The organism is Lactococcus sp. LG606 (assembly GCF_017309645.1).
GTDB lineage: Bacteria > Bacillota > Bacilli > Lactobacillales > Streptococcaceae > Lactococcus > Lactococcus petauri.
This window is the reverse complement of sequence record NZ_CP071301.1, coordinates 1379788-1399417: the sequence shown is the minus strand read 5'-3', so window position 1 is coordinate 1399417 and position 19630 is coordinate 1379788. Positions and strand designations below refer to the sequence as shown.

General features: G+C 38.7%; 19 protein-coding genes. 17 read left to right on the top strand and 2 right to left on the bottom strand.

The window, feature by feature from the left end; all coding sequences use genetic code 11:
- Nucleotides 1-16: 16 nt before the first annotated feature.
- The gene (locus tag J0J35_RS06970; protein ID WP_017370557.1) at nt 17-790 is read left to right on the top strand and encodes a Stp1/IreP family PP2C-type Ser/Thr phosphatase; all 774 of its coding nucleotides are present in this window, start codon (nt 17-19) and stop codon (nt 788-790) included.
- Nucleotides 790-2748 carry a Stk1 family PASTA domain-containing Ser/Thr kinase gene (pknB, locus tag J0J35_RS06965; protein WP_206916311.1) on the top strand — a complete coding sequence of 653 codons (1959 nt, stop codon included), beginning with the start codon at nt 790-792 and terminating at the stop codon, nt 2746-2748. Before J0J35_RS06970 ends, pknB begins: the two co-directional genes overlap by 1 nt.
- An 80-nt stretch (nt 2749-2828) precedes the next feature.
- On the opposite strand, the gene rpsO is transcribed toward pknB, so the two are convergent.
- Nucleotides 2829-3098: a 30S ribosomal protein S15 gene (rpsO, locus tag J0J35_RS06960; protein WP_017369110.1), complete on the bottom strand. Its 270-nt coding sequence runs from the start codon at nt 3096-3098 to the stop codon at nt 2829-2831.
- 143 nt (nt 3099-3241) lie between these two features.
- Nucleotides 3242-4033, bottom strand: coding sequence for a pyrroline-5-carboxylate reductase (gene proC / locus J0J35_RS06955; RefSeq protein WP_017370559.1), 792 nt, complete (start codon nt 4031-4033; stop codon nt 3242-3244).
- A 157-nt stretch (nt 4034-4190) separates the two neighbouring features.
- Between proC and glmU the strand changes: the two genes are divergently transcribed.
- From glmU to ileS, 15 genes are all read left to right on the top strand, one after another.
- Complete coding sequence (gene glmU, locus J0J35_RS06950) at nt 4191-5567, top strand: bifunctional UDP-N-acetylglucosamine diphosphorylase/glucosamine-1-phosphate N-acetyltransferase GlmU (protein WP_206916309.1); 1377 nt, start codon at nt 4191-4193, stop codon at nt 5565-5567.
- 32 nt (nt 5568-5599) lie between these two features.
- Nucleotides 5600-6184 carry an NUDIX hydrolase gene (locus J0J35_RS06945; protein WP_017370561.1) on the top strand — a complete coding sequence of 195 codons (585 nt, stop codon included), beginning with the start codon at nt 5600-5602 and terminating at the stop codon, nt 6182-6184.
- Entirely contained in the window at nt 6177-6455 is a 279-nt protein-coding gene (gene macP, locus J0J35_RS06940) for a cell wall synthase accessory phosphoprotein MacP (protein ID WP_003133453.1), read from the top strand. Before J0J35_RS06945 ends, macP begins: the two co-directional genes overlap by 8 nt.
- A 94-nt stretch (nt 6456-6549) precedes the next feature.
- On the top strand, nt 6550-7230 hold the full coding sequence (locus tag J0J35_RS06935) for a 5'-methylthioadenosine/adenosylhomocysteine nucleosidase (RefSeq protein ID WP_206916307.1): 681 nt from the start codon (nt 6550-6552) through the stop codon (nt 7228-7230).
- 75 nt (nt 7231-7305) lie between these two features.
- Nucleotides 7306-8616 carry an aminopeptidase C gene (gene pepC / locus J0J35_RS06930; protein WP_206916305.1) on the top strand — a complete coding sequence of 437 codons (1311 nt, stop codon included), beginning with the start codon at nt 7306-7308 and terminating at the stop codon, nt 8614-8616.
- A 49-nt stretch (nt 8617-8665) separates the two neighbouring features.
- Complete coding sequence (gene rlmB, locus J0J35_RS06925; RefSeq protein WP_017370564.1) at nt 8666-9394, top strand: 23S rRNA (guanosine(2251)-2'-O)-methyltransferase RlmB; 729 nt, start codon at nt 8666-8668, stop codon at nt 9392-9394.
- A 10-nt stretch (nt 9395-9404) separates the two neighbouring features.
- Nucleotides 9405-10277 carry a DegV family protein gene (locus J0J35_RS06920; RefSeq protein WP_017370565.1) on the top strand — a complete coding sequence of 291 codons (873 nt, stop codon included), beginning with the start codon at nt 9405-9407 and terminating at the stop codon, nt 10275-10277.
- A gap of 119 nt (nt 10278-10396) precedes the next feature.
- Entirely contained in the window at nt 10397-11758 is a 1362-nt protein-coding gene (gene ftsA, locus J0J35_RS06915; RefSeq protein WP_017370566.1) for a cell division protein FtsA, read from the top strand.
- Nucleotides 11759-11785: 27 nt separating this feature from the next.
- Nucleotides 11786-13060 carry a cell division protein FtsZ gene (gene ftsZ, locus J0J35_RS06910; protein ID WP_017370567.1) on the top strand — a complete coding sequence of 425 codons (1275 nt, stop codon included), beginning with the start codon at nt 11786-11788 and terminating at the stop codon, nt 13058-13060.
- Nucleotides 13060-13731, top strand: coding sequence for a YggS family pyridoxal phosphate-dependent enzyme (locus J0J35_RS06905; protein ID WP_206916296.1), 672 nt, complete (start codon nt 13060-13062; stop codon nt 13729-13731). The genes ftsZ and J0J35_RS06905 overlap by 1 nt, the downstream gene beginning before the upstream one ends.
- Nucleotides 13732-13771: 40 nt before the next feature.
- The gene (locus J0J35_RS06900; RefSeq protein ID WP_206916292.1) at nt 13772-14350 is read left to right on the top strand and encodes a cell division protein SepF; all 579 of its coding nucleotides are present in this window, start codon (nt 13772-13774) and stop codon (nt 14348-14350) included.
- A 6-nt stretch (nt 14351-14356) separates the two neighbouring features.
- Nucleotides 14357-14602 carry a YggT family protein gene (locus tag J0J35_RS06895; RefSeq protein ID WP_003133468.1) on the top strand — a complete coding sequence of 82 codons (246 nt, stop codon included), beginning with the start codon at nt 14357-14359 and terminating at the stop codon, nt 14600-14602.
- Nucleotides 14599-15396 (top strand): RNA-binding protein, encoded by a 798-nt coding sequence (locus J0J35_RS06890; protein WP_206916289.1) that lies wholly within the window; start codon nt 14599-14601, stop codon nt 15394-15396. Before J0J35_RS06895 ends, J0J35_RS06890 begins: the two co-directional genes overlap by 4 nt.
- 26 nt (nt 15397-15422) lie before the next feature.
- Nucleotides 15423-16274, top strand: a complete 852-nt coding sequence (locus J0J35_RS06885) for a DivIVA domain-containing protein (RefSeq protein WP_117516899.1) — start codon at nt 15423-15425, stop codon at nt 16272-16274.
- 528 nt (nt 16275-16802) lie between these two features.
- Entirely contained in the window at nt 16803-19589 is a 2787-nt protein-coding gene (gene ileS / locus J0J35_RS06880) for an isoleucine--tRNA ligase (protein WP_206916287.1), read from the top strand.
- The last annotated feature ends 41 nt before the right edge of the window (nt 19590-19630 follow it).

Below are 19630 nucleotides of genomic sequence, written 5' to 3'. Positions count from 1 at the left end.
TTTATAAGGAGCAAAAGTGGAATATAGTATTTTATCAGACATTGGTATGAAACGTACTGCCAACCAAGACTTTGCAGGCACTTATGTTAACCGCGCAGGTTATCGTCTTTTTCTTTTAGCAGATGGTATGGGTGGTCACAAAGCAGGCAATGTCGCTAGTAAATTAACCGTAGAGGATTTGGGGAAATTGTGGTCCGAATCATTTTTTGATGATGGCACACCTGTTGCGACAATGGAAACATGGCTTCGCAATCAAATCCGTAATGAAAGTGAAAATATTGCAGATTTAGGTAAACTAGATGAATATCAAGGGATGGGAACAACTCTTGAAGCTTTAGTGATGCAAGAAGGACAAGTCATTTCGGCTCACGTTGGTGACAGTCGTACCTATCTCATTCGTGATGGACAATTGCAAAAAATTACAACAGATCATTCTTTAGTTCAAGAACTTGTTGATGCAGGTCAAATTACTGAAGAGGAAGCTGAAATACACCCTAACAAAAATATCATTACACGTTCTCTTGGCCAGTCAGCCGAAGTACAAGCTGATTTACAAGCTGTTGATGTTCAGCCAGGGGACTATCTGTTAATGAACTCTGATGGTTTGACCAATATGATTTCTGCAGAGGAAATTTTAGAAGTTGTTTATTCTGAAGCTAGTATTGAAGAGAAAACGGAAATACTTGTAGGTCTTGCAAATGAAGCAGGTGGTCATGACAATATCACAGTAATCTTGGTGAAAATTGACGAAGAGTCTGCAGTGGTGAATGAAGATGTGGAGGTTGACTGATGATTCAAATCGGAAAAATCTTTGCAGATCGCTATAAAATCATTAAAGAAGTTGGTCGTGGTGGTATGGCCAATGTTTATCAAGGCGAAGATACATATCTTGATAATCGGCAAGTCGCTATTAAAGTTTTGCGTTCTAATTTTGAAAATGACAATATTGCCATTGCTCGTTTTCAAAGAGAAGCATTTGCAATGGCAGAACTTTCTCACCCCAATATCGTTAGTATTTCTGATGTAGGAGAGTCTGAAAATCAACAATATATCGTAATGGAATATGTTGATGGTATGACTTTAAAGCAATACATCAATGAACACGCCCCTTTATCAAATGATGAGGCAGTGAATATTACTTCAGAAATACTTTCGGCTATGGAATGTGCACATAACCACGGCATTATTCACCGGGATCTGAAACCGCAAAACGTGTTACTCTCACAAAGTGGTAACGTGAAAGTGACGGACTTCGGTATTGCCAAAGCCTTAACAGAAACGAGTTTAACACAAACGAACACGATGTTTGGTAGTGTTCACTACTTATCGCCAGAACAAGCGCGTGGTGCCAATGCAACGCTTCAGTCAGATATTTATGCTATTGGTATTATCTTGTTTGAGTTGTTGACAGGGCAGATCCCGTTTGATGGCGATTCTGCAGTAGCCATTGCCTTGAAACATTTTCAGGAAAATGTACCCAGCATTATCAACATCAACAAAAATGTACCTCAAGCGTTAGAAAATGTCGTAATCAAAGCAACAGCTAAAGATATCGACAATCGCTATGCGAATGTTGAGGAGATGATGACAGATCTCGCTACGGCTACCAGTTTGGATCGTAAAGGAGAACCAAAGCTTACCTTTGATAAGGATTTAGATGCAACTAAAGCTTTGCCTAGTAAGTTAATTAATCCTTATGATACGAAGCCATTAATTGATAATCCGCAAGCTGAGCAAAAGGATGAAGCTAAAGATAAAGCTTCTGAAGATAAGGCAAAAACAGATTCTGAGCCAAAAAAGAAAAAATCACGCAAAGGCTTAATTGCTTGGATTATCCTTGCCCTTGTACTTATTGCAGGCGGCGTCACAGCTTGGATGATTACAACGCCTCAAAATGTTTCTGTTCCTGATGTAACAAACATGACACAGGCAGAAGCAGAAAGTAAACTGAAAGAGAAAAATCTTACTGTAGGAAATATTATTCCCGAATTAAGTACGACGGTTGAAAAAGATAAAGTAACACGTACAAATCCTGAATCTGGATCAAATGTCCGAAAAAATAGCAAAGTAGATATCTATGTCTCGCAAGGTGCAACCGGCTTCAAGATGGACGACTATGTAGGTCAAAAATATGAAGACGTTGTTGACGAGCTTGTTTTGAATAAAAATATCAGTAAGAGCCAAATTAAGGTTAACTACGTGACAAGCTCCGAAGATTCTGGCACTATTGTGAAACAAACGCCAGCTAAAGGAGAGTTTTTCGATCCGACAGGTAACGATCAAATTACATTTGATGTATCCGAAGGCGAGACAGTAATTATGCCTGCGCTTGCTCTTACTTCAGGTGGATTAAGCTCAACATCAGCAATCAGTTACCTCAATCAGCTTGAAAGTCTTGGTGTTCCTACATCCAATATAACTTTTGTTGATGCTAGCACGGCTAGCAAGGTTTCAAGTTCTAACCTCGATGGTTATTATGTAACACAGACCAGCCCTGAATCAGGAAAAGAATTTAATCCTTCAAATACAAAAATTACATTGACAGTGGCTAAAGCTAACAATAGTAATACTGGTGGCAATCAAACGCCAGAAACCACAACTGAAACAACTCCGGAAACAACACCAGAGACGACTCCAGAAACAACACCAGAGACTTCACCAGAACAAGGTAAAGACTCTTCCGACCAAGAAAAAGATTCTTCATCAAACAATGGAAACACGAATAATACAACGGAACAATCGTCTTAATATAAAAAACTTCCAGATATCTGGAAGTTTTTTTGATATAGTAAAAGAAAAAAACTGCCCAAAGACAGTTTTTCTGAGTCTTAACGACGAAGACCGAGTGAAGCGATAAGTTCGCGGTAACGTTGAACATCTTTTTCACGAAGGTAAGCAAGAAGGTTACGACGGTGACCGATTTTTTTCATCAATCCACGGTAAGTTGCGTGGTCTTTTTTGTGTGATTTGATGTGGTCGTTAAGGTGGTTGATTTCCCAAGTCAAAACAGCGATTTGAACTTCAGGTGAACCAGTATCGCCTTCAGTACGTGCATATTGCTTGATGATTTCTTGTTTTTTTTCTTTTGAAATTGCCATGAGTTTTTCTCCTTTTTATTTAGTGCTCATACCGAGTAGAGCGCAGGCAAAGCGCAAAACCAAGAATGAGTTGTAAAAAACTACCTACTTATCTTACACTATTTTTAGACTTTTTACAAGCTTATTGGGTAACAAAAGCGGTTTTAGTTTAAGGTATTTTCTTTTTCAATCGTTGCAGTGATTGCATCAATTACTGTGGCTACAAAATGATTTTGTTCTAAAGAAACAACACCGGCAACAGTGGTCCCGCCAGGACTTGAAACTTTATCGACCAAAGTCCAAGGACCTTCACCTGATTCCAAAATCATTTGAGCAGAAGCTGCAACGGTTTCTGCAACGATTTTGGTAGCTTGATCTTTAGGAATACCATGAAGAACACCAGCTCGGCTCAAAGCATCAACAAACATATAGATATATGCAGGACTAGAACCAGCAATCGCTGTGAAAGTAGAAAAATCTTTTTCAGCAACTTCATGAACAGTACCGATGGAAGAGAAGATTTCTTGAGTCAACTGATAGATATCAGAACTTACATACTCATTACGTACAATCGCAGAAGTCGATTTTTGAATTTGTGCGTTAATGTTTGGCATTACGCGAATGATGGGAAAGTCATATGTTTTAGACATGTCTGATAAGGCTTCTAAATCGAAACCGGCTGCGATAGAAATAAGGGTTTTATCTTTCGTAAACAGAGGGGAAATCTCTTCCATGATGTCAGGCAAAATTTGAGGTTTGACAGCCATAACGATAAGATCAGATTGTTCAACGAGCTCACCATGTGAGTGACTAGCAAACACACCCAATTTATCAGCTTGTTCCTGTGTCTTTCTCAAATCACGTCCCGAAATAAGCACGCGGACATTTGACTTATCAAGTCCAGTAATGATAGCAGATGCCATCTTACCGACACCTATAAAACCAATTGTTTTCATTTTATCTCCATTTTCTTTATAGTAGAACTTCCTTCATTTTAGCATATATTTTAGCATATTTATAGAAACAAAGACAATAATTAGAAATACTCTTAGAATGTGATATAATCGATGTATATTCTATTAGAAATTTAACAAGTTTTGGAGGCCATATAAAATGGAAAAATATGCAATTATACTCGCGGCTGGAAAAGGCACGCGCATGAAATCGTCTCTACCAAAAGTTCTTCACAATGTGGCAGGCAAAACAATGCTAGGTCACGTTTTACAAAGTGTGAATCAAGTGGATATGGAAAAACTTATCGTGATTGTTGGGCATGAAGCAGATAAAGTTATTGAAACTCTTCCTAAAGGAACAAACTTTGTGAAACAAGATGAGCAATTAGGAACTGGCCATGCGGTTCGCATTGCCTCAGATTTACTTGAAAATGAAGAAGGTGCAACTTTGGTTATTGCGGGAGATACACCTTTAATTACAGGCGAAACTTTAGAACAATTATTTGAGTATCATGTGGCGCAAAAAGCTACCGCAACTATTTTAACAGCTATTGCACCAAATCCTACAGGCTATGGACGTATCATCCGCGATGCTGAGGATTGTGTGGAAAAAATTGTGGAGCAAAAAGATGCTTCTGCAGAAGAACAAGCTATCCAAGAAATCAATACAGGTACTTATATCTTTGATAACAAGGCTTTGTTCTCAGCGCTTGAAAATCTTACAACGGATAACGCACAAGGGGAATACTACTTGACAGATGTTATCGAAATTTTCAAAAAGCAAGGAAAAACTGTTACGGCCCATATTTTAGAAGACTTTGATGAAAGTCTTGGTGTAAACGATCGTGTTGCTTTAGCCCAAGCAGAAAAAATCATGCGTCGTCGCATCAACCATCAACATATGGTCAATGGTGTGACACTTATTGATCCAGAAACAACTTATATTGATGCAGATATCGAAATCGGTGAAGAAACGGTCATTGAACCAAATGTACAAATTATGGGTAATACCGTTATTGGTAAGAAAACCTTGATTACAAGTGGAAGCCGCATTGAGAATTCAGAAATTCATTCTCATTGTGAAATCCGTTCGTCATGGATTGAAAGCAGTAAAATGAACATTATGAGTAATGTTGGACCATATGCTCACTTACGCCCAGGAACGGTTCTCAGCGAAAAAGTTCATGTGGGTAACTTTGTTGAAATCAAGGGCTCAACACTCGGTAAAGGAACAAAAGCCGGTCACCTTACTTACATTGGTAATGCAACAGTTGGTGAAAAAGTGAACTTCGGTGCTGGAACAATCACTGTAAATTATGATGGTCAAAATAAATACAATACGGAAATTGATGATTTTGCCTTTATTGGTTCTAACTCAACATTAGTAGCACCACTTCGTGTGGGTAAAAACGCCTTGACTGCTGCCGGCTCAACTATTACTAAGGACGTTGCACCAGAAAGTATCGCAATTGGACGTTCACGTCAAGTTGAAAAGTCAGGTGCTGCACGTCGCTTGCCGCATTTTCGTGGTGAGTAAAATATAAGAAAATAAAGATAACGGAGATAAACATGCGAGAATTTGACGAGAAAAAGTTTGAAGAACCCACTTTGTCTCGTGAGCAAATTTTTCACGGACAAATTTTTCGAGTGGTAAAAGACTTAGTAAGTTTACCAGATGAAACAATGGCAACAAGAGAGCTAGTTTTTCATAATGGTGGTGTTGCTGTTGCACCAATAAGTGGAGATAAGCTTGTATTGGTAGGACAATATCGTAAAGCTTTTGAAAAATTTATTTATGAAGTGCCTGCGGGGAAACTAGAAGCCGATGAGTTGGATGACCCGAAAGCCGCCGCTTTACGTGAGTTAGAAGAAGAGACGGGCTACACAGCAGAACAACTTGTCGAAATTACGAGCTTTTATGGTACACCTGGTTTTTCTTCTGAAAAAACATATCTTTATTTCCCTATTGGACTCACGAAGGTTGAAAACCCTCGTCCGAAAGACGAAGGAGAATTTCTTGAAATGATTGAAGTGACGCTCCCGGAAGCTAAGACAATGATTGAAGAAGGGCAAATTTGTGATGCTAAGACAATCATGGCTGTTTGGTACTGGGAGCTGAAAAATCTGAAAAAACAAGGAGATTTAGATGCCTAAACCACTTTTGACAGATGATATCATTGAGGATGCAGAGCGAAAAAGAAGACGTTTAGAGAGAAGTCTCAAAGAAGAATTAGAGCAAGATCGAGAAATATCAGAGAAATACGATAAACTTGAACGTGATTTATCAAAAAATGCGGTTTATAAAAGTCGCCGCATTGAAAATGCCAAGCAGAAAAAACGAAGTAGTCGTGTAAACAAATGGCTCCTTATTACTTCGCTTGTTGTAATTGGGATAGGAATTTTGTTTTTCTGGTACTATTTCTAAACGATATCTATACCTCACATATATGTGGGGTTTTATTTTAAACTTTTATACTATATAATGTACTTACCACAATGAAAGAAAAAGGAGAATAAAAATGAAATTAGGAATTATTTGTGCAATGGAAGAAGAGCTCCGTACTCTTGTAGAAAATCTTGACAATGCAAGTAAGATTACACGTCACGGTTATGTCTTTCATACCGGCTCAATAGGTCGTCATGAGGTTGTACTGGTCCAATCAGGAATAGGTAAAGTGATGTCTGCAATGGCAGTTACTTTGTTGGTTGAAGTTTTTTCCGTTGATGGGATTATTAATACAGGTTCTGCTGGTGCGGTTAATCACGAATTAAAAATAGGCGATGTTGTTGTTGCTGACAAGCTTGCTTATCATGATGTTGATGTTACAGCTTTTGGCTATGCTTTTGGGCAAATGGCGCAACAGCCGCTTTATTTTGAGAGCAGTAAATATTTCGTTTCGGAGCTTAAAAAAGCGATTGAGAATCCTGTTGTTGGTCTGATTACAAGCTCTGACAGCTTTATTTCTAGCGACGGTCGCATTGCTGAAATTAAAAGACACTTTCCAGATGTTTTGGCCGTTGAAATGGAAGGGGCTTCGATTGCCCAAGCAGCAACAGCCTTGAAAAAACCGTTTGTCATTATTCGTGCGATGTCGGATACAGCAAGCCACGATGCAAATGTGAAATTTGATGAATTTATTATTGAAGCTGGTCGCAAATCTGCGCAAACATTAATGAATTTTCTGAACAATATGGAATAAACGATAATTAGCTGACTTTTTCACCAGAAAAAGTTATAATAATAAAATCAATACATGGAAGTGGAGAAGAATGAAATGAATATTACTCAAGATTTCACACAAAAACTTTATGACAACTTTGCGGAAAACCCTAAATTTCGTGCTGTAGAGAATGCAGCGACGAAAAATGGGCTCCTGAATGCTTTGGAAGTTCGTAGCTCACATGCCAACAATATTCCAGAGTTTTCAATTGACCTTACCAAAGATAAAGTAACGAATCAAAAACAATCAGGTCGTTGTTGGATGTTTGCTGCTCTGAATACTTTCCGTCATAAAATGATTGGACAATTTAAGTTAGAAAACTTTGAACTGTCACAGGCTTACACTTTCTTTTGGGATAAATACGAAAAGTCAAATTGGTTTATGGAACAAATTATTAACCATGTAGATATGGACGATCGTCGCTTGAAATTTTTACTCCAAACACCACAACAAGATGGTGGACAATGGGATATGGTTGTGGCGCTTTTTGAAAAATACGGTGTTGTTCCTAAGGATATTTATCCTGAATCAGCAGCATCTTCTAATTCGCGTGAACTCAACCAGTATTTAGACAAACTGTTGCGCCAAGATGCTCAATTATTGAGAGAAGCACTGGCAAAGGGCGAAGATGTACAAGTTCTTAAAGAAGATTTGTTACAAGAAATTTTTAACTTTTTAGCAGCAACTCTTGGACTTCCTCCGCAACATTTTGAGTATGCATTCCGTGACAAAGAAAGCGCATTAGAAAAATTCTCAGGCACAGCCCAAGAATTTTATGCTCAATATGTAGATATCAAACTTGATGACTATGTTTCAGTCATTAATGCACCAACAGAAGATAAACCTTACAACAAATCATACACAGTTGAATTTCTGGGAAATGTGGTTGGAGCTCGTGATGTTAAGCACTTGAATCTTGACATGGATCGTTTCAAAAAACTCGCCATTGCACAAATGCAAGCAGGTGAAACAGTTTGGTTTGGTTGTGATGTTGGACAAGTTTCAAATCGTAAGGATGGTTTGTTGACTCTTGATGCATATGATTTTGAGACAGCGCTTGATATTCACTTTACACAGGACAAAGCCTCACGCTTAGATTATGCTGAATCTTTAATGACACATGCTATGGTTTTAACAGGTGTAGATTTGGATGAAAATGGAGCACCTACGAAATGGAAAGTTGAAAACTCTTGGGGGAAAGATGTTGGTAAGGAAGGCTATTTTGTGGCCTCTGATGCTTGGATGGATGAATATACCTACCAAATCGTAGTACGCAAAGATTTGCTCACTCCTGAAGAACTTGCAGCCTACAATGCTGAACCTCAGATCCTCTTACCTTGGGATCCTATGGGAGCTTTGGCTTAAAAGAAGAGAAGATGTCCCATATGGACATCTTTTTTGCTATAATAATATTATGGAAAATACGGATATCATATACGGCTTACACGCTGTAACAGAGTCACTCAATGCAGGAGTAGTCAATAAACTCTATGTCGAGGAAAAATTACGGGGTAAGAACGTTGAGAAAATCAAGGAACTTGCGCGTGAAAAAAAAGTAAACATCTCTTGGACACCCAAAACTGAATTAAATAAAATATCAGAAAACGGAGTTCATCAAGGTTTTGTTGCCCGTGTGGCAGAATTTGCTTATGCAGAATTGGCAACAATTTTAGCACAAGTTTCGGATAAAGAAACTGCGACAATTTTAATTTTAGATGAGCTGACAGATCCTCACAATTTAGGATCAATTGCCCGAACAGCAGATGCAACAGGAGTAGATGCGATTATTATTCCAAAACACCGCGCGGTAGGGATCACGCCAACAGCAGTAAAAGCAAGTACAGGTGCTTTGCAACATGTGCCCGTGGTACGTGTTACTAATCTTTCTCAAACGTTAGATAAACTAAAAGAAGCTGGTTTTTGGACTTTTGGAACCGACATGGACGGTACCACTTATTCTAAATGGAATACCTCGGGTAAAGTTGCCTTGGTGATTGGAAATGAAGGAAAAGGTATTGGTCAAAATCTGAAGAAACAAGTGGACGAGATGATTACTATTCCGATGGTTGGCCATGTTCAAAGTTTGAATGCAAGTGTTGCTGCCAGTATTTTGATGTACGAAATTTTTAGAAATAAGATGTAAGGGGAAAAAGATGACTTTTCGCATTGTTACTGATTCAACAGCGGATTTGAGTGAAGATTATTTACAAAAGTACGACATAGCTGTATTAGGAATGACTGTCACTATTGGTGAGCAAACCTATCCAACTATTGGCGAAAATAGCCTGAGTAATGAACACCTTCTCCGAGAAATTAAAGCAGGCAAAACTGTTCAAACATCACAAATTAATTCTGGCCAGTTTTCCGAGTTATTCAAAAAATTTATAAGCCAAAATCCAGAAGAAGAAATTGTGTATCTGGCCTTTTCATCAGGCTTATCAGGTACTTATCAATCTGCCGTTATTGCTCGAGAAATGATTCTAGAAGAATATCCGAAAGCTAAAATTACGGTAGTGGATACATTGGCCGCAGCTTCTGGAGAGGGTTTCTTGGTCCAAGAAATGGTGAATCTACGAGAATCTGGGAAGAGTTTGACAGAAGCGTTGCCTATTTTTGAAACACTTATTTTACGCCTTAAGAGTCTTTTCATGGTTGACGACTTGAATCATCTGGCACGTGGAGGACGTATTCCCAAAGCTGTTGCTATGGTTGGAACGATGGCCAACATCAAACCTCTCCTTACCGTAGATGCAGAAGGCAAGTTGACACAACTGACTAAAGTACGTGGCAAGAAGAAAGCAATAAAAAGTTTAGTTGACATGACACTTGAAGAGATGGACCCGGCTTATTCACATGTAATTGTGGCCTATTCTGGGAGCGAAGCCACTGCTCAAGAAGTGAAACAACTCTTCTTGGAACAACATGTTGACAAGGTTGACATCCGTCCTCTGAGTCCAACGATTGTCACTCATACAGGTTCTGGTACTTTGGCGATTTTTTCAATTACTAAAAAAAATAGAAAATAATATAAAAAATCACAGTTGAACTCTTGTTTTACTGTGATTTTGTGTTAAAATATAGAGTGAGTGTAAACTCGATAAATTGAAAATATGAATTGTGATATGTGAGGAAAGGGGTCGCTTTTATGCTAAAAAGTGGACTTTATACGGGCGTTGACATCGGTACAAATACTATTAAAGTGTTGGTTGCGGAGTACGTCTCAGACGAAATGAATATAATTGGCGTCGGTAATGCAAAATCTGACGGTCTAAAAAACGGAATTATTGTAGATATTGAAAAGGTGGCAACAGCTTTGCGCAAGGCTGTTAACGCTGCTGAAGAACGTGCGGGGATTACGATTGACAAAATTAATGTCAGTATTCCTGCCAATCAACTCGAAATGGAAAACTGCCAAGGCATGGTTCCAATTATCGGGACTTCAAAAGAAATTACAGAAGATGATGTAATGCAAACGGTGCAAAATGCATTGATGCGTGGTGTAGTTCCTGAACGTGAAATAATTTCTGTAGAGACAACTGAGTTTACAGTTGATGATTTCACAGGAATATCTGACCCTCGTGGGATGTTTGGTGTGCGTTTAGGTATGCGTGGTATCATTTATACTGGTCCAAAAACATTAGTACACAACATTCGTAAAGTTGTGGAACGTGCTGGCTTGATTGTGGATAATCTCGTGATTGCTCCGCTGGCTATGAGTCACTATGTACTTTCAGAAGGAGAACGTGAGTTTGGTACAGTAATGATTGATCTTGGTGCAGGCCAAACAACAGTTTCCGCTGTTCGTGATCAACAGCTGAAGTTTGCACATACAAGCCCAGAAGGTGGCGATTATGTGACACGTGACATTTCTACTGTACTTAATACTTCATTGAGTGAAGCAGAAGATTTGAAACTAAATTATGGTGAAGCAAGTACTGAGCGCGCCAGTCAAGAAGAATACTTCCCGGTTGACGTTGTTGGACAAACAGACCCAGAAGAAATCACAGAATATTACCTTTCACAAATTATTGAAGCACGTTTAACACAAATTTTTAACCGTGTGAAATCAGATTTGGAAAACACACGTTCATTAGATTATCCTGGTGGAATTGTGGTCCTTGGCGGAGCTGCGGCAATGCCTGGCACAGTGAATCTTGCAACAAAAGTTATTGGGATGAATGCACGTCTTTTCGTACCAAGCGAAATGGGCTTACGTAACCCAGCTTTCGCTCAAGTAATCAGTGTTGTCAACTACGTTGGTGAACGCACAGACATTGATCGACTTGTATCACAAGCCATTGCTTCTGACAGCACATATGTTGCTCCTGTTGCGCAATATGAAGAACCTGTTCTTCCGGCAACAGATACAATGGATTATGAAGAAAATAACTTCTACCAAACAGAAGCTCCAACTCGTCCAGTTGCTCAACCAGCAGCTGAACCTGAAGAAGAAAAAGAAGGTGTTGTGGATCGTATGCGCAACATGTTCTCAAACCTTTTTGACTAAAACGACTTAATAACGGAGAAATAAAACATGGAATTTTCATTTGATACAGAAATCGCTCAAGGCGCTGTAATTAAAGTTATCGGTGTTGGTGGCGGCGGTGGTAACGCAGTTAACCGCATGATTGAAGAAGGCGTTTCTGGCGTTGACTTTATCGTAGCTAATACAGATGTACAAGCTTTGCGCAGTTCAAAAGCAGATACAGTAATTCAACTTGGTCCAAAATTGACACGAGGACTTGGTGCAGGTGCACAGCCTGAGGTTGGTCGCCGTGCCGCAGAAGAATCTGCAGAAACAATTGCCCAATCTTTTGAAGGCGCAGATATGGTCTTCATCACTGCTGGTATGGGTGGTGGAACAGGAACAGGTGCTGCTCCTGTAATCGCTCAAATCGCAAAAGAAATTGGTGCTTTGACAGTTGCAGTTGTAACTCGTCCATTTGGTTTTGAAGGCTCAAAACGTAGCTACTTTGCAACAGAAGGCATTGAAGATCTTCGTGCAAATGTAGACACATTACTTATCATCTCAAACAACAACTTGCTTGAAATCGTTGATAAGAAAACTCCTTTGACAGAGGCATTGCGTGAAGCAGATAATGTTCTCCGCCAAGGTGTTCAAGGTGTTACTGACTTGATTACAAATCCAGGTATGATTAACCTTGACTTCGCTGATGTGAAAACAGTTATGGCGAACAAAGGAGATGCCCTCATGGGTATCGGTGTTGCAACTGGTGAAGATCGTGTCATTGAAGCAACACGTAAAGCGATTTACTCACCATTGCTTGAAACAACAATTGAAGGTGCTGAAAATGTCCTCCTTAATGTTACAGGTGGTATGGATATGAGCCTTATTGAAGCTCAGGATGCTTCAGAAATTGTTATTCAAGCTGCAGGTAACGATGTGAACATCTTGTTGGGTACATCTATTGATGACTCACTCAGTGATGAAATTCGTGTTACTGTTGTAGCCACAGGTGTTTCACAAGATGCAACTGATGAATATTTAGGAACATCTACAGCTCCAGTTGTAGATGAACCACGTCGTCAACCGAACTTTCAACATACTTCGATGAAACAAGCCTCAGCGCCAACTTCACGACCAGCACAAGCTTCACAGCCTTCACAAGCCCAACAAGCTCCTACACAAAAATCAGGATCTGCTTTTGGTGATTGGGATCTTCGTCGCGATGCTTCACCGCGTCAAAACGGAAATCAAAACCGTGAAAACTCATCGAATGTTACAAGCTTCTCAGGTATCCCATCTACAGATGAAGATATCGATACTCCACCATTTTTCCGTAAATAATGAGTATAGCAGAAAATGTTAAAAATATTTTGAACAAGGTAGATGTGGCAAAAGCTACATCTCCTTATTCAAATCAAGACGTTCAGGTGATTGCCGTAACCAAGTATGTCGATACTGCAAAAGCATCACAAGTAGTTGAAGCAGGTATTCATCATTTAGCAGAAAATCGTACAGATTTATTTCTTGAAAAATATAAGGCTCTTGAAAACAAAGATATTACTTGGCATCTCATCGGAAATTTGCAACGCCGTAAAGTAAAAGATGTCATTAATTTAGTTGATTACTTTCATGCTTTAGATTCGGTCAAGCTTGCCAAAGAAATTGAAAAACGTGCGGAACATATGATAAAATGTTTCCTCGAAGTCAATATCTCAGGTGAAGAGACAAAACATGGATTTGCGCCAGAAGACATAGATCAAGCTTTAGCAGAAATTTCACAGTTAGATAATGTGGAAATTGTGGGCTTGATGACGATGGCGCCAATTGATGCTGATAATGAGCAGTTGGATAACATTTTCGCTTCGATGAAGCAATTGCAAATCGAAATTGCGGCTAAAGAAATTATTAATATTCCTTGTACTGAATTGAGTATGGGAATGAGCCGTGATTATACAAGAGCAATTCAACAAGGAGCGACCTTTGTTCGAATTGGTACAGCATTTTTTGAATAAAATTTGTATAGAATCTTAAGCATTGAAAACGGAGGGAAGTATGGCCTTAAAAGATCAATTTGATAAATTAAAAAAATTTTTCGAAGAGGACGACGATGAGTATGATGAACCCGTTGTAGCGGCACAAAAGTCACAACCACAACCGCAAAAGTCTTCAACAGTAAACACAGAAAAGAAAGCCACAGGTATGAATCGTCCGGTTCAACCTCAAAGACAAGCGCAAGCAAAATCAACTGCTAAACGCCCAGCATCCTTTTCTTCAACAACAAATAACACTAAAACAACAGAGAAAAAAGTTCAAAAACCTATGATGAATCAAGCCACAACAAATGCAGGACAAGTTATTGCCATCAAAGAGCCACGTGCCTATTCTGATATTATGGAATCTGCGCGCATCGTTAAAAATGGAGAGTCGGTTTTGGTTAACTTCAAGTTTATGCCAGATAACCAAGCACGACGTTCAATTGACTTCTTGACTGGTGTTGTATTTACACTTGATGGTGATGTTCAAAATGTTGGCGGACAAATTTTCTTACTTACACCGGCGAATATCACAGTTGATGCTTCCCAAGAATTAAGTATCTTGGCAGGGCAAAACTTTGAGAACTTCGATATTTAATAAACTATGATTATATATATTTTAATTCGACTGATTGGTCTTTATACCTGGGTTTTAGTAGCTTATGCTCTGATGAGTTGGATACCAAGCCTTTATGATACAGCTGTAGGCCGTTTTATTGTCAAAATTTCAAGACCTTATCTGAGCTTATTTGAAGGTATTCCATTACGTTTTGCAGGATTAGATTTCACAATCGTGCTTGGTGTAATTGCTTTACAAGTTATTCAACAACTTCTTTTACGCTTCTTATGAGTCATGAAAATATATATCAACACTTTCATCCTGATGAAAAGCAATTTATTGATCGCGTCTTAGACTGGATGGATCGTGTGGAAAACAATTATTCTGTAGTTACTACTTATTTTCTAAATCCTAGAGAAGTTGAAATTCTCGAATCTTTAGCAAATAAGCGGGAACTTCAGATTTTTTCTACTCAGGATATTGCCCAGACCGAACTTACTAAGATTATTATTGCGCCTGAATTTTATCAGTTAGATGTCGCAGACTTTGACCTGGCGTTGTTAGAAATTTTATACGCTAAGAAATTTTGTCAACTCAAGCATTCCCAAATTTTGGGAAGTTTCTTAGGTCAAACGGGAATTCGGCGTTCAGAGCTTGGCGATATTCTTTTAAGCGAAGGAAGGGCACAAGTTTTTGTTTCCAAACATCTTCTTGAAATCTTTCAGAATAATATCAAAAAAATTGGTTCTGCCACCGTACAATTTGTTGAAAAACCATTTGAAGAGCTGATAGAAACAGAAGCTGCCTCAGTAATGAAAGTAGTCTTAGTTTCGAGTATGCGTATTGACAAAATTATTGCAAGCACTTTCGAGATTTCTCGCAATCTTGCCGTAAATATGTTACAATCAAGAAAGGTAAAATTAAACTACCTTGAAATTGAAAAGAAAGATTTTACTGTCGAACAAGGAGATTTAATCAGTGTTCGTGGCCTAGGACGTATTAAGATTCTAAGAATTTTAGGTGAAACCAAAAGAGGTAAACAGAAAATCGAATGTGAAATTACTAAGAATCATAAGAAAAAATAAAGTCTCTTGGGAGATTGGAGGTACTTATGGCATTAAATAGTTTAGATGTTCAAAATAAAACATTTAATACACAAATGCGTGGTTACAACAAACATGAAATTGAAGAATTTTTAGATATCGTTGTTCGTGATTACGATGAATTTGCACAAAAAATTAAAGATCAAGAGCGTGAGCTTAAGGCTTTACGTGAACGCGTAAAATATTTCGATGATATGAAAGATTCCTTGAATAAATCTATTGTCGTTGCACAAGATGCGGCCGACAATTTACGTGTTCAAGCACAGAGTGAATCAAACAGCATTATTGCTGAAGCTAGTCAAAAAGGTCAGCTCATTATTGAAGCCGCTAAAAAAGAAGCAGGAACAATCCTTAATCAAGCTTCGGATGATGCACGTCGCTTGGTTCGTGATACAGATGATTTGAAACGTAAAATGCGTCTTTATCACCAACGTATGACTTCAATCATTGAGGCTCAGTTGGCAAGTATTCATTCAGAAGATTGGCAAGATACTCTAGAAGCAACATCTTCACATATTACAAATCCTGAAGAAAAGCTTCAAGAAATTGTGGATATGCAGTTGAGTGATACATCTTTACAAGGAAATGTCGCTAAAGATGAACCCGCTAAGGCTGAAGAAAACACTGTTGTAGAACCTACAGTTAAGGAAGAAACTGAAAAAATAGTTGAAGTTGAAGAAACTGAAATTCCACAGACTGTGAAAGAAGTTTTGGCTCCTGCTCTTGAAGAGGAAACTCAAAAAATACCCTCAGAAGAAGGGAAAGTTGCAGAAACTGAAAAAAATGAAGAAACTTCTTATCCAGTTTTTCCGGAAATGCAAACAGAAGTTCCAGAAGTAGAAGTACCTGAACATAAATAATTTAATTTTAGGACAAGAAAAGAAAAATATATTTACAGCAAGTGAGAGTTGATGGAAGTCTCATATTCCCTGTTTTTCGGATTATCACCTAAATTATTCTAAGCCCAAGTCAAGTAAGTTTAGACGCTGTACACGTTACGTACGTAAGAGTTCTCACTTTTCGTGAGAAAAATTAAGGTGGTACCACGGTCTTTCGTCCTTTTTCGAAAGACCGTTTTTTATTATCATTCTTTCCGCTTTAGCGGATTAGAATGATAATACGCAGGGAGCGAAGCGAGTTGTGAACCAAGAAACATTCTTTCCGCTTTAGCGGATTAGAATGATAATACGCAGGGAGCGAAGCGAGTTGTGAACCAAGAAACATTCTTTCCGCTTTAGCGGATTAGAATGATAATACGCAGGGAGCGAAGCGAGTTGTGAACCAAGAAATATTCTTTCCGCTTTAGCGGATTAGAATGATAATACGCAAGAAACAGAGAGTTTAGAGATACTGGTAAACAGATAAAGTTTAAAAGAAAGGTAAAAATTATGAAAATTAAAGATACATTGAATTTAGGGAAAACGGCTTTCCCGATGCGAGCAGGCTTGCCAAATAAAGAAGCTGGCTGGCAAAAAGGCTGGGAAGAAGCTAAACTTTATGAAGCACGTCAAGAACTGAATGAAGGTAAACCATCGTTTATGTTGCATGATGGACCTCCCTATGCAAATGGAAATATCCACGTTGGACATGCCCTAAATAAAATTTCGAAAGATATTATTGTACGCTATAAATCCATGTCTGGTTTCCGTGCACCATATGTACCAGGATGGGATACTCACGGTTTACCTATCGAACAACAACTTTCAAAAGCGGGTATGAACCGTAAAGAAATGGACATGTTAGACTATCTTGAGGAGTGTCGCAAATATGCGCTCAAGCAAGTAGATATGCAACGTTCAGACTTTAAGTCTTTAGGAGTTTTAGCAGATTGGGAACGTCCATATATGACACTTCTCCCAGAATATGAGGCTGCACAAATTCGTGTCTTCGGTAAAATGGCGGAAAAAGGCTATATCTACAAAGGTCAAAAACCAATTTACTGGTCTCCTTCATCAGAAAGTTCATTGGCAGAAGCCGAGATTGAATACCAAGATGTCCGTTCGGCATCAATCTTTGTGGCTTTCAAAGCAAAAGATGTTAAGGGCTTGTTACCAGAAGATGCAGAATTTGTTATCTGGACAACGACACCTTGGACATTGCCAGCAAATATGGGGATTTTTGTACATCCAGACTACGAATATTCAGTTGTAGAAGTAGGAAATCGTAAATTTGTTGTCGCTTCAGAAATGCTTAGCAAGGTGGCAGAGACTTTAGAGTGGGAAAACCCAACGGTAATTCAAACACTTAAAGGTTCTGAAATGGATATGATGACGGCTTATCACCCATTTTATGATCGTGAATCATTGATTATGAATGGGGATTATGTCACACTTGATTCTGGTACTGGACTCGTTCATAGCGCACCAGGTCATGGTGAAGATGACTACTTCTTTAGCCGTAAATATAAACTTGAAGTTCTATCACCTGTGGACAACCGTGGTTACTATACGGATGAAGCACCTGGTTTAGAAGGTATCTTCTACGATGAAGGAAACAAAATTGTAAGTAAATGGTTAGAAGAAAAAGGAGCTTTGCTGAAGCTTGACTTCTTTACACACAGTTATCCACATGATTGGCGTACGAAGAAACCCGTTATTTTCCGTGCAACACCACAATGGTTTGCATCGATTGATGACTTCCGTGAAAATATCCTAAGTGAAATTGAACAAGTGGATTGGATTATCCCTTGGGGGAAAACACGTCTTTATAATATGGTTCGTGACCGTGGAGATTGGGTCATTTCGCGTCAACGCGCTTGGGGTGTTCCACTGCCAATCTTCTATGCGGAAAATGGAGAGGCAATCATTACGCCGGAAACGACAGAACATGTTGCCCAGCTTTTTGCGGCACACGGTTCAAAAGTTTGGGTTGAACGTGAAGCTAAAGAGTTGTTACCAGAAGGCTTCACTCATCCTGGTTCTCCAAACGGTAAATTCACAAAAGAAAAAGACATAATGGATGTCTGGTTTGATTCAGGTTCATCATGGAATGGTGTTCTGAACGAACGCGATTACCTATCTTACCCTGCCGATCTTTATCTTGAAGGTTCAGATCAATATCGTGGTTGGTTTAACTCATCAATCACAACTTCAGTTGCTGTTAACGGTGTTTCTCCATACAAAGCAGTTCTGTCACAAGGTTTTGTTCTTGATGGAAAAGGACGTAAAATGTCTAAATCTATTGGTAATACAATTTTACCTTCAGATGTGACAGGAAAATTAGGGGCAGATATTCTTCGTCTCTGGGTAGCTTCTGTCGATACTGAAGCCGATGTTCGTGTTTCTATGGAGATCCTTAATCAAGTTTCAGAAGTTTATCGTAAAATCCGTAACACAATGCGTTTCCTAATCGCAAATACTACCGATTTTGATAAAAACACAAATGCGGTTTCTTATGAAAACTTACGTAGTGTTGATAAATATATGCTTGTCAAATTCAATACACTAGTAGAATCAGTACGTGAAGCTTATGATTCATACAATTTCATGAGTGTTTATAAGCAAGTGATTAACTTCTTGACCAATGATTTGTCTGCTTTCTATCTTGATTTTGCTAAGGATGTGGTATACATCGAGGCAGTCAATGCTGCAGATCGTCGTTCAATGCAAACCGTGATGTATACAATGCTTGCAGATTTGACAAAACTTTTAGTTCCGATTCTGCCGCACACAGCAGAAGAAATCTGGTCATACCTTGAAGCAGAAACGGAAGAGTTCGCTTATCTTGCTGAAATGCCTGAAGTTAAAGACTTCACTGGCTCAGAAGAGTTACTCGGTGAATGGGAAGCATTCCTTGATTTCCGAAATAAAGTACTTAAAGCGCTTGAAGAAGCACGTGAAGCAAAATTAATCGGTAAATCACTTGAAGCAAAAGTTACTGTATATCCTAATGAAGTGGTTTCAAGTCTTCTTGTAAGTCTTGATGAAAATGTTGCTCAACTTCTCATTGTTTCAGAATTCTCTGTATCAAATGAAGGAGCACCAGAAGAAGCTGTTAAATTTGATGATGTAGCTATTCTTGTGGAACAAGCACCAGGTCAAGTATGTGACCGTTGCCGCCGTACAGATGTGACCGTTGGGACTGATGAAAATGAACATTTACATGCCCTTTGCTCAAGCTGTGCTACCATTGTAAAAAATGAATTTCCTCAAGTATTAACTGATGGGTTTGAATAAAATAAAAAGCTTGGATATCCAAGCTTTTTATAATATAAAAA

Excerpts from the sequence above, each read along its gene's own strand:
- pknB (WP_206916311.1), top strand. The coding sequence starts at position 790 with ATGATTCAAATCGGAAAAATCTTTGCAGATCGCTATAAAATCATTAAA.
- rpsO (WP_017369110.1), bottom strand. The coding sequence starts at position 3,098 with ATGGCAATTTCAAAAGAAAAAAAACAAGAAATCATCAAGCAATATGCA.
- proC (WP_017370559.1), bottom strand. The coding sequence starts at position 4,033 with ATGAAAACAATTGGTTTTATAGGTGTCGGTAAGATGGCATCTGCTATC.
- glmU (WP_206916309.1), top strand. The coding sequence starts at position 4,191 with ATGGAAAAATATGCAATTATACTCGCGGCTGGAAAAGGCACGCGCATG.
- J0J35_RS06945 (WP_017370561.1), top strand. The coding sequence starts at position 5,600 with ATGCGAGAATTTGACGAGAAAAAGTTTGAAGAACCCACTTTGTCTCGT.
- macP (WP_003133453.1), top strand. The coding sequence starts at position 6,177 with ATGCCTAAACCACTTTTGACAGATGATATCATTGAGGATGCAGAGCGA.
- J0J35_RS06935 (WP_206916307.1), top strand. The coding sequence starts at position 6,550 with ATGAAATTAGGAATTATTTGTGCAATGGAAGAAGAGCTCCGTACTCTT.
- pepC (WP_206916305.1), top strand. The coding sequence starts at position 7,306 with ATGAATATTACTCAAGATTTCACACAAAAACTTTATGACAACTTTGCG.
- rlmB (WP_017370564.1), top strand. The coding sequence starts at position 8,666 with ATGGAAAATACGGATATCATATACGGCTTACACGCTGTAACAGAGTCA.
- J0J35_RS06920 (WP_017370565.1), top strand. The coding sequence starts at position 9,405 with ATGACTTTTCGCATTGTTACTGATTCAACAGCGGATTTGAGTGAAGAT.
- ftsA (WP_017370566.1), top strand. The coding sequence starts at position 10,397 with ATGCTAAAAAGTGGACTTTATACGGGCGTTGACATCGGTACAAATACT.
- ftsZ (WP_017370567.1), top strand. The coding sequence starts at position 11,786 with ATGGAATTTTCATTTGATACAGAAATCGCTCAAGGCGCTGTAATTAAA.
- J0J35_RS06905 (WP_206916296.1), top strand. The coding sequence starts at position 13,060 with ATGAGTATAGCAGAAAATGTTAAAAATATTTTGAACAAGGTAGATGTG.
- J0J35_RS06900 (WP_206916292.1), top strand. The coding sequence starts at position 13,772 with ATGGCCTTAAAAGATCAATTTGATAAATTAAAAAAATTTTTCGAAGAG.
- J0J35_RS06895 (WP_003133468.1), top strand. The coding sequence starts at position 14,357 with ATGATTATATATATTTTAATTCGACTGATTGGTCTTTATACCTGGGTT.
- J0J35_RS06890 (WP_206916289.1), top strand. The coding sequence starts at position 14,599 with ATGAGTCATGAAAATATATATCAACACTTTCATCCTGATGAAAAGCAA.
- J0J35_RS06885 (WP_117516899.1), top strand. The coding sequence starts at position 15,423 with ATGGCATTAAATAGTTTAGATGTTCAAAATAAAACATTTAATACACAA.
- ileS (WP_206916287.1), top strand. The coding sequence starts at position 16,803 with ATGAAAATTAAAGATACATTGAATTTAGGGAAAACGGCTTTCCCGATG.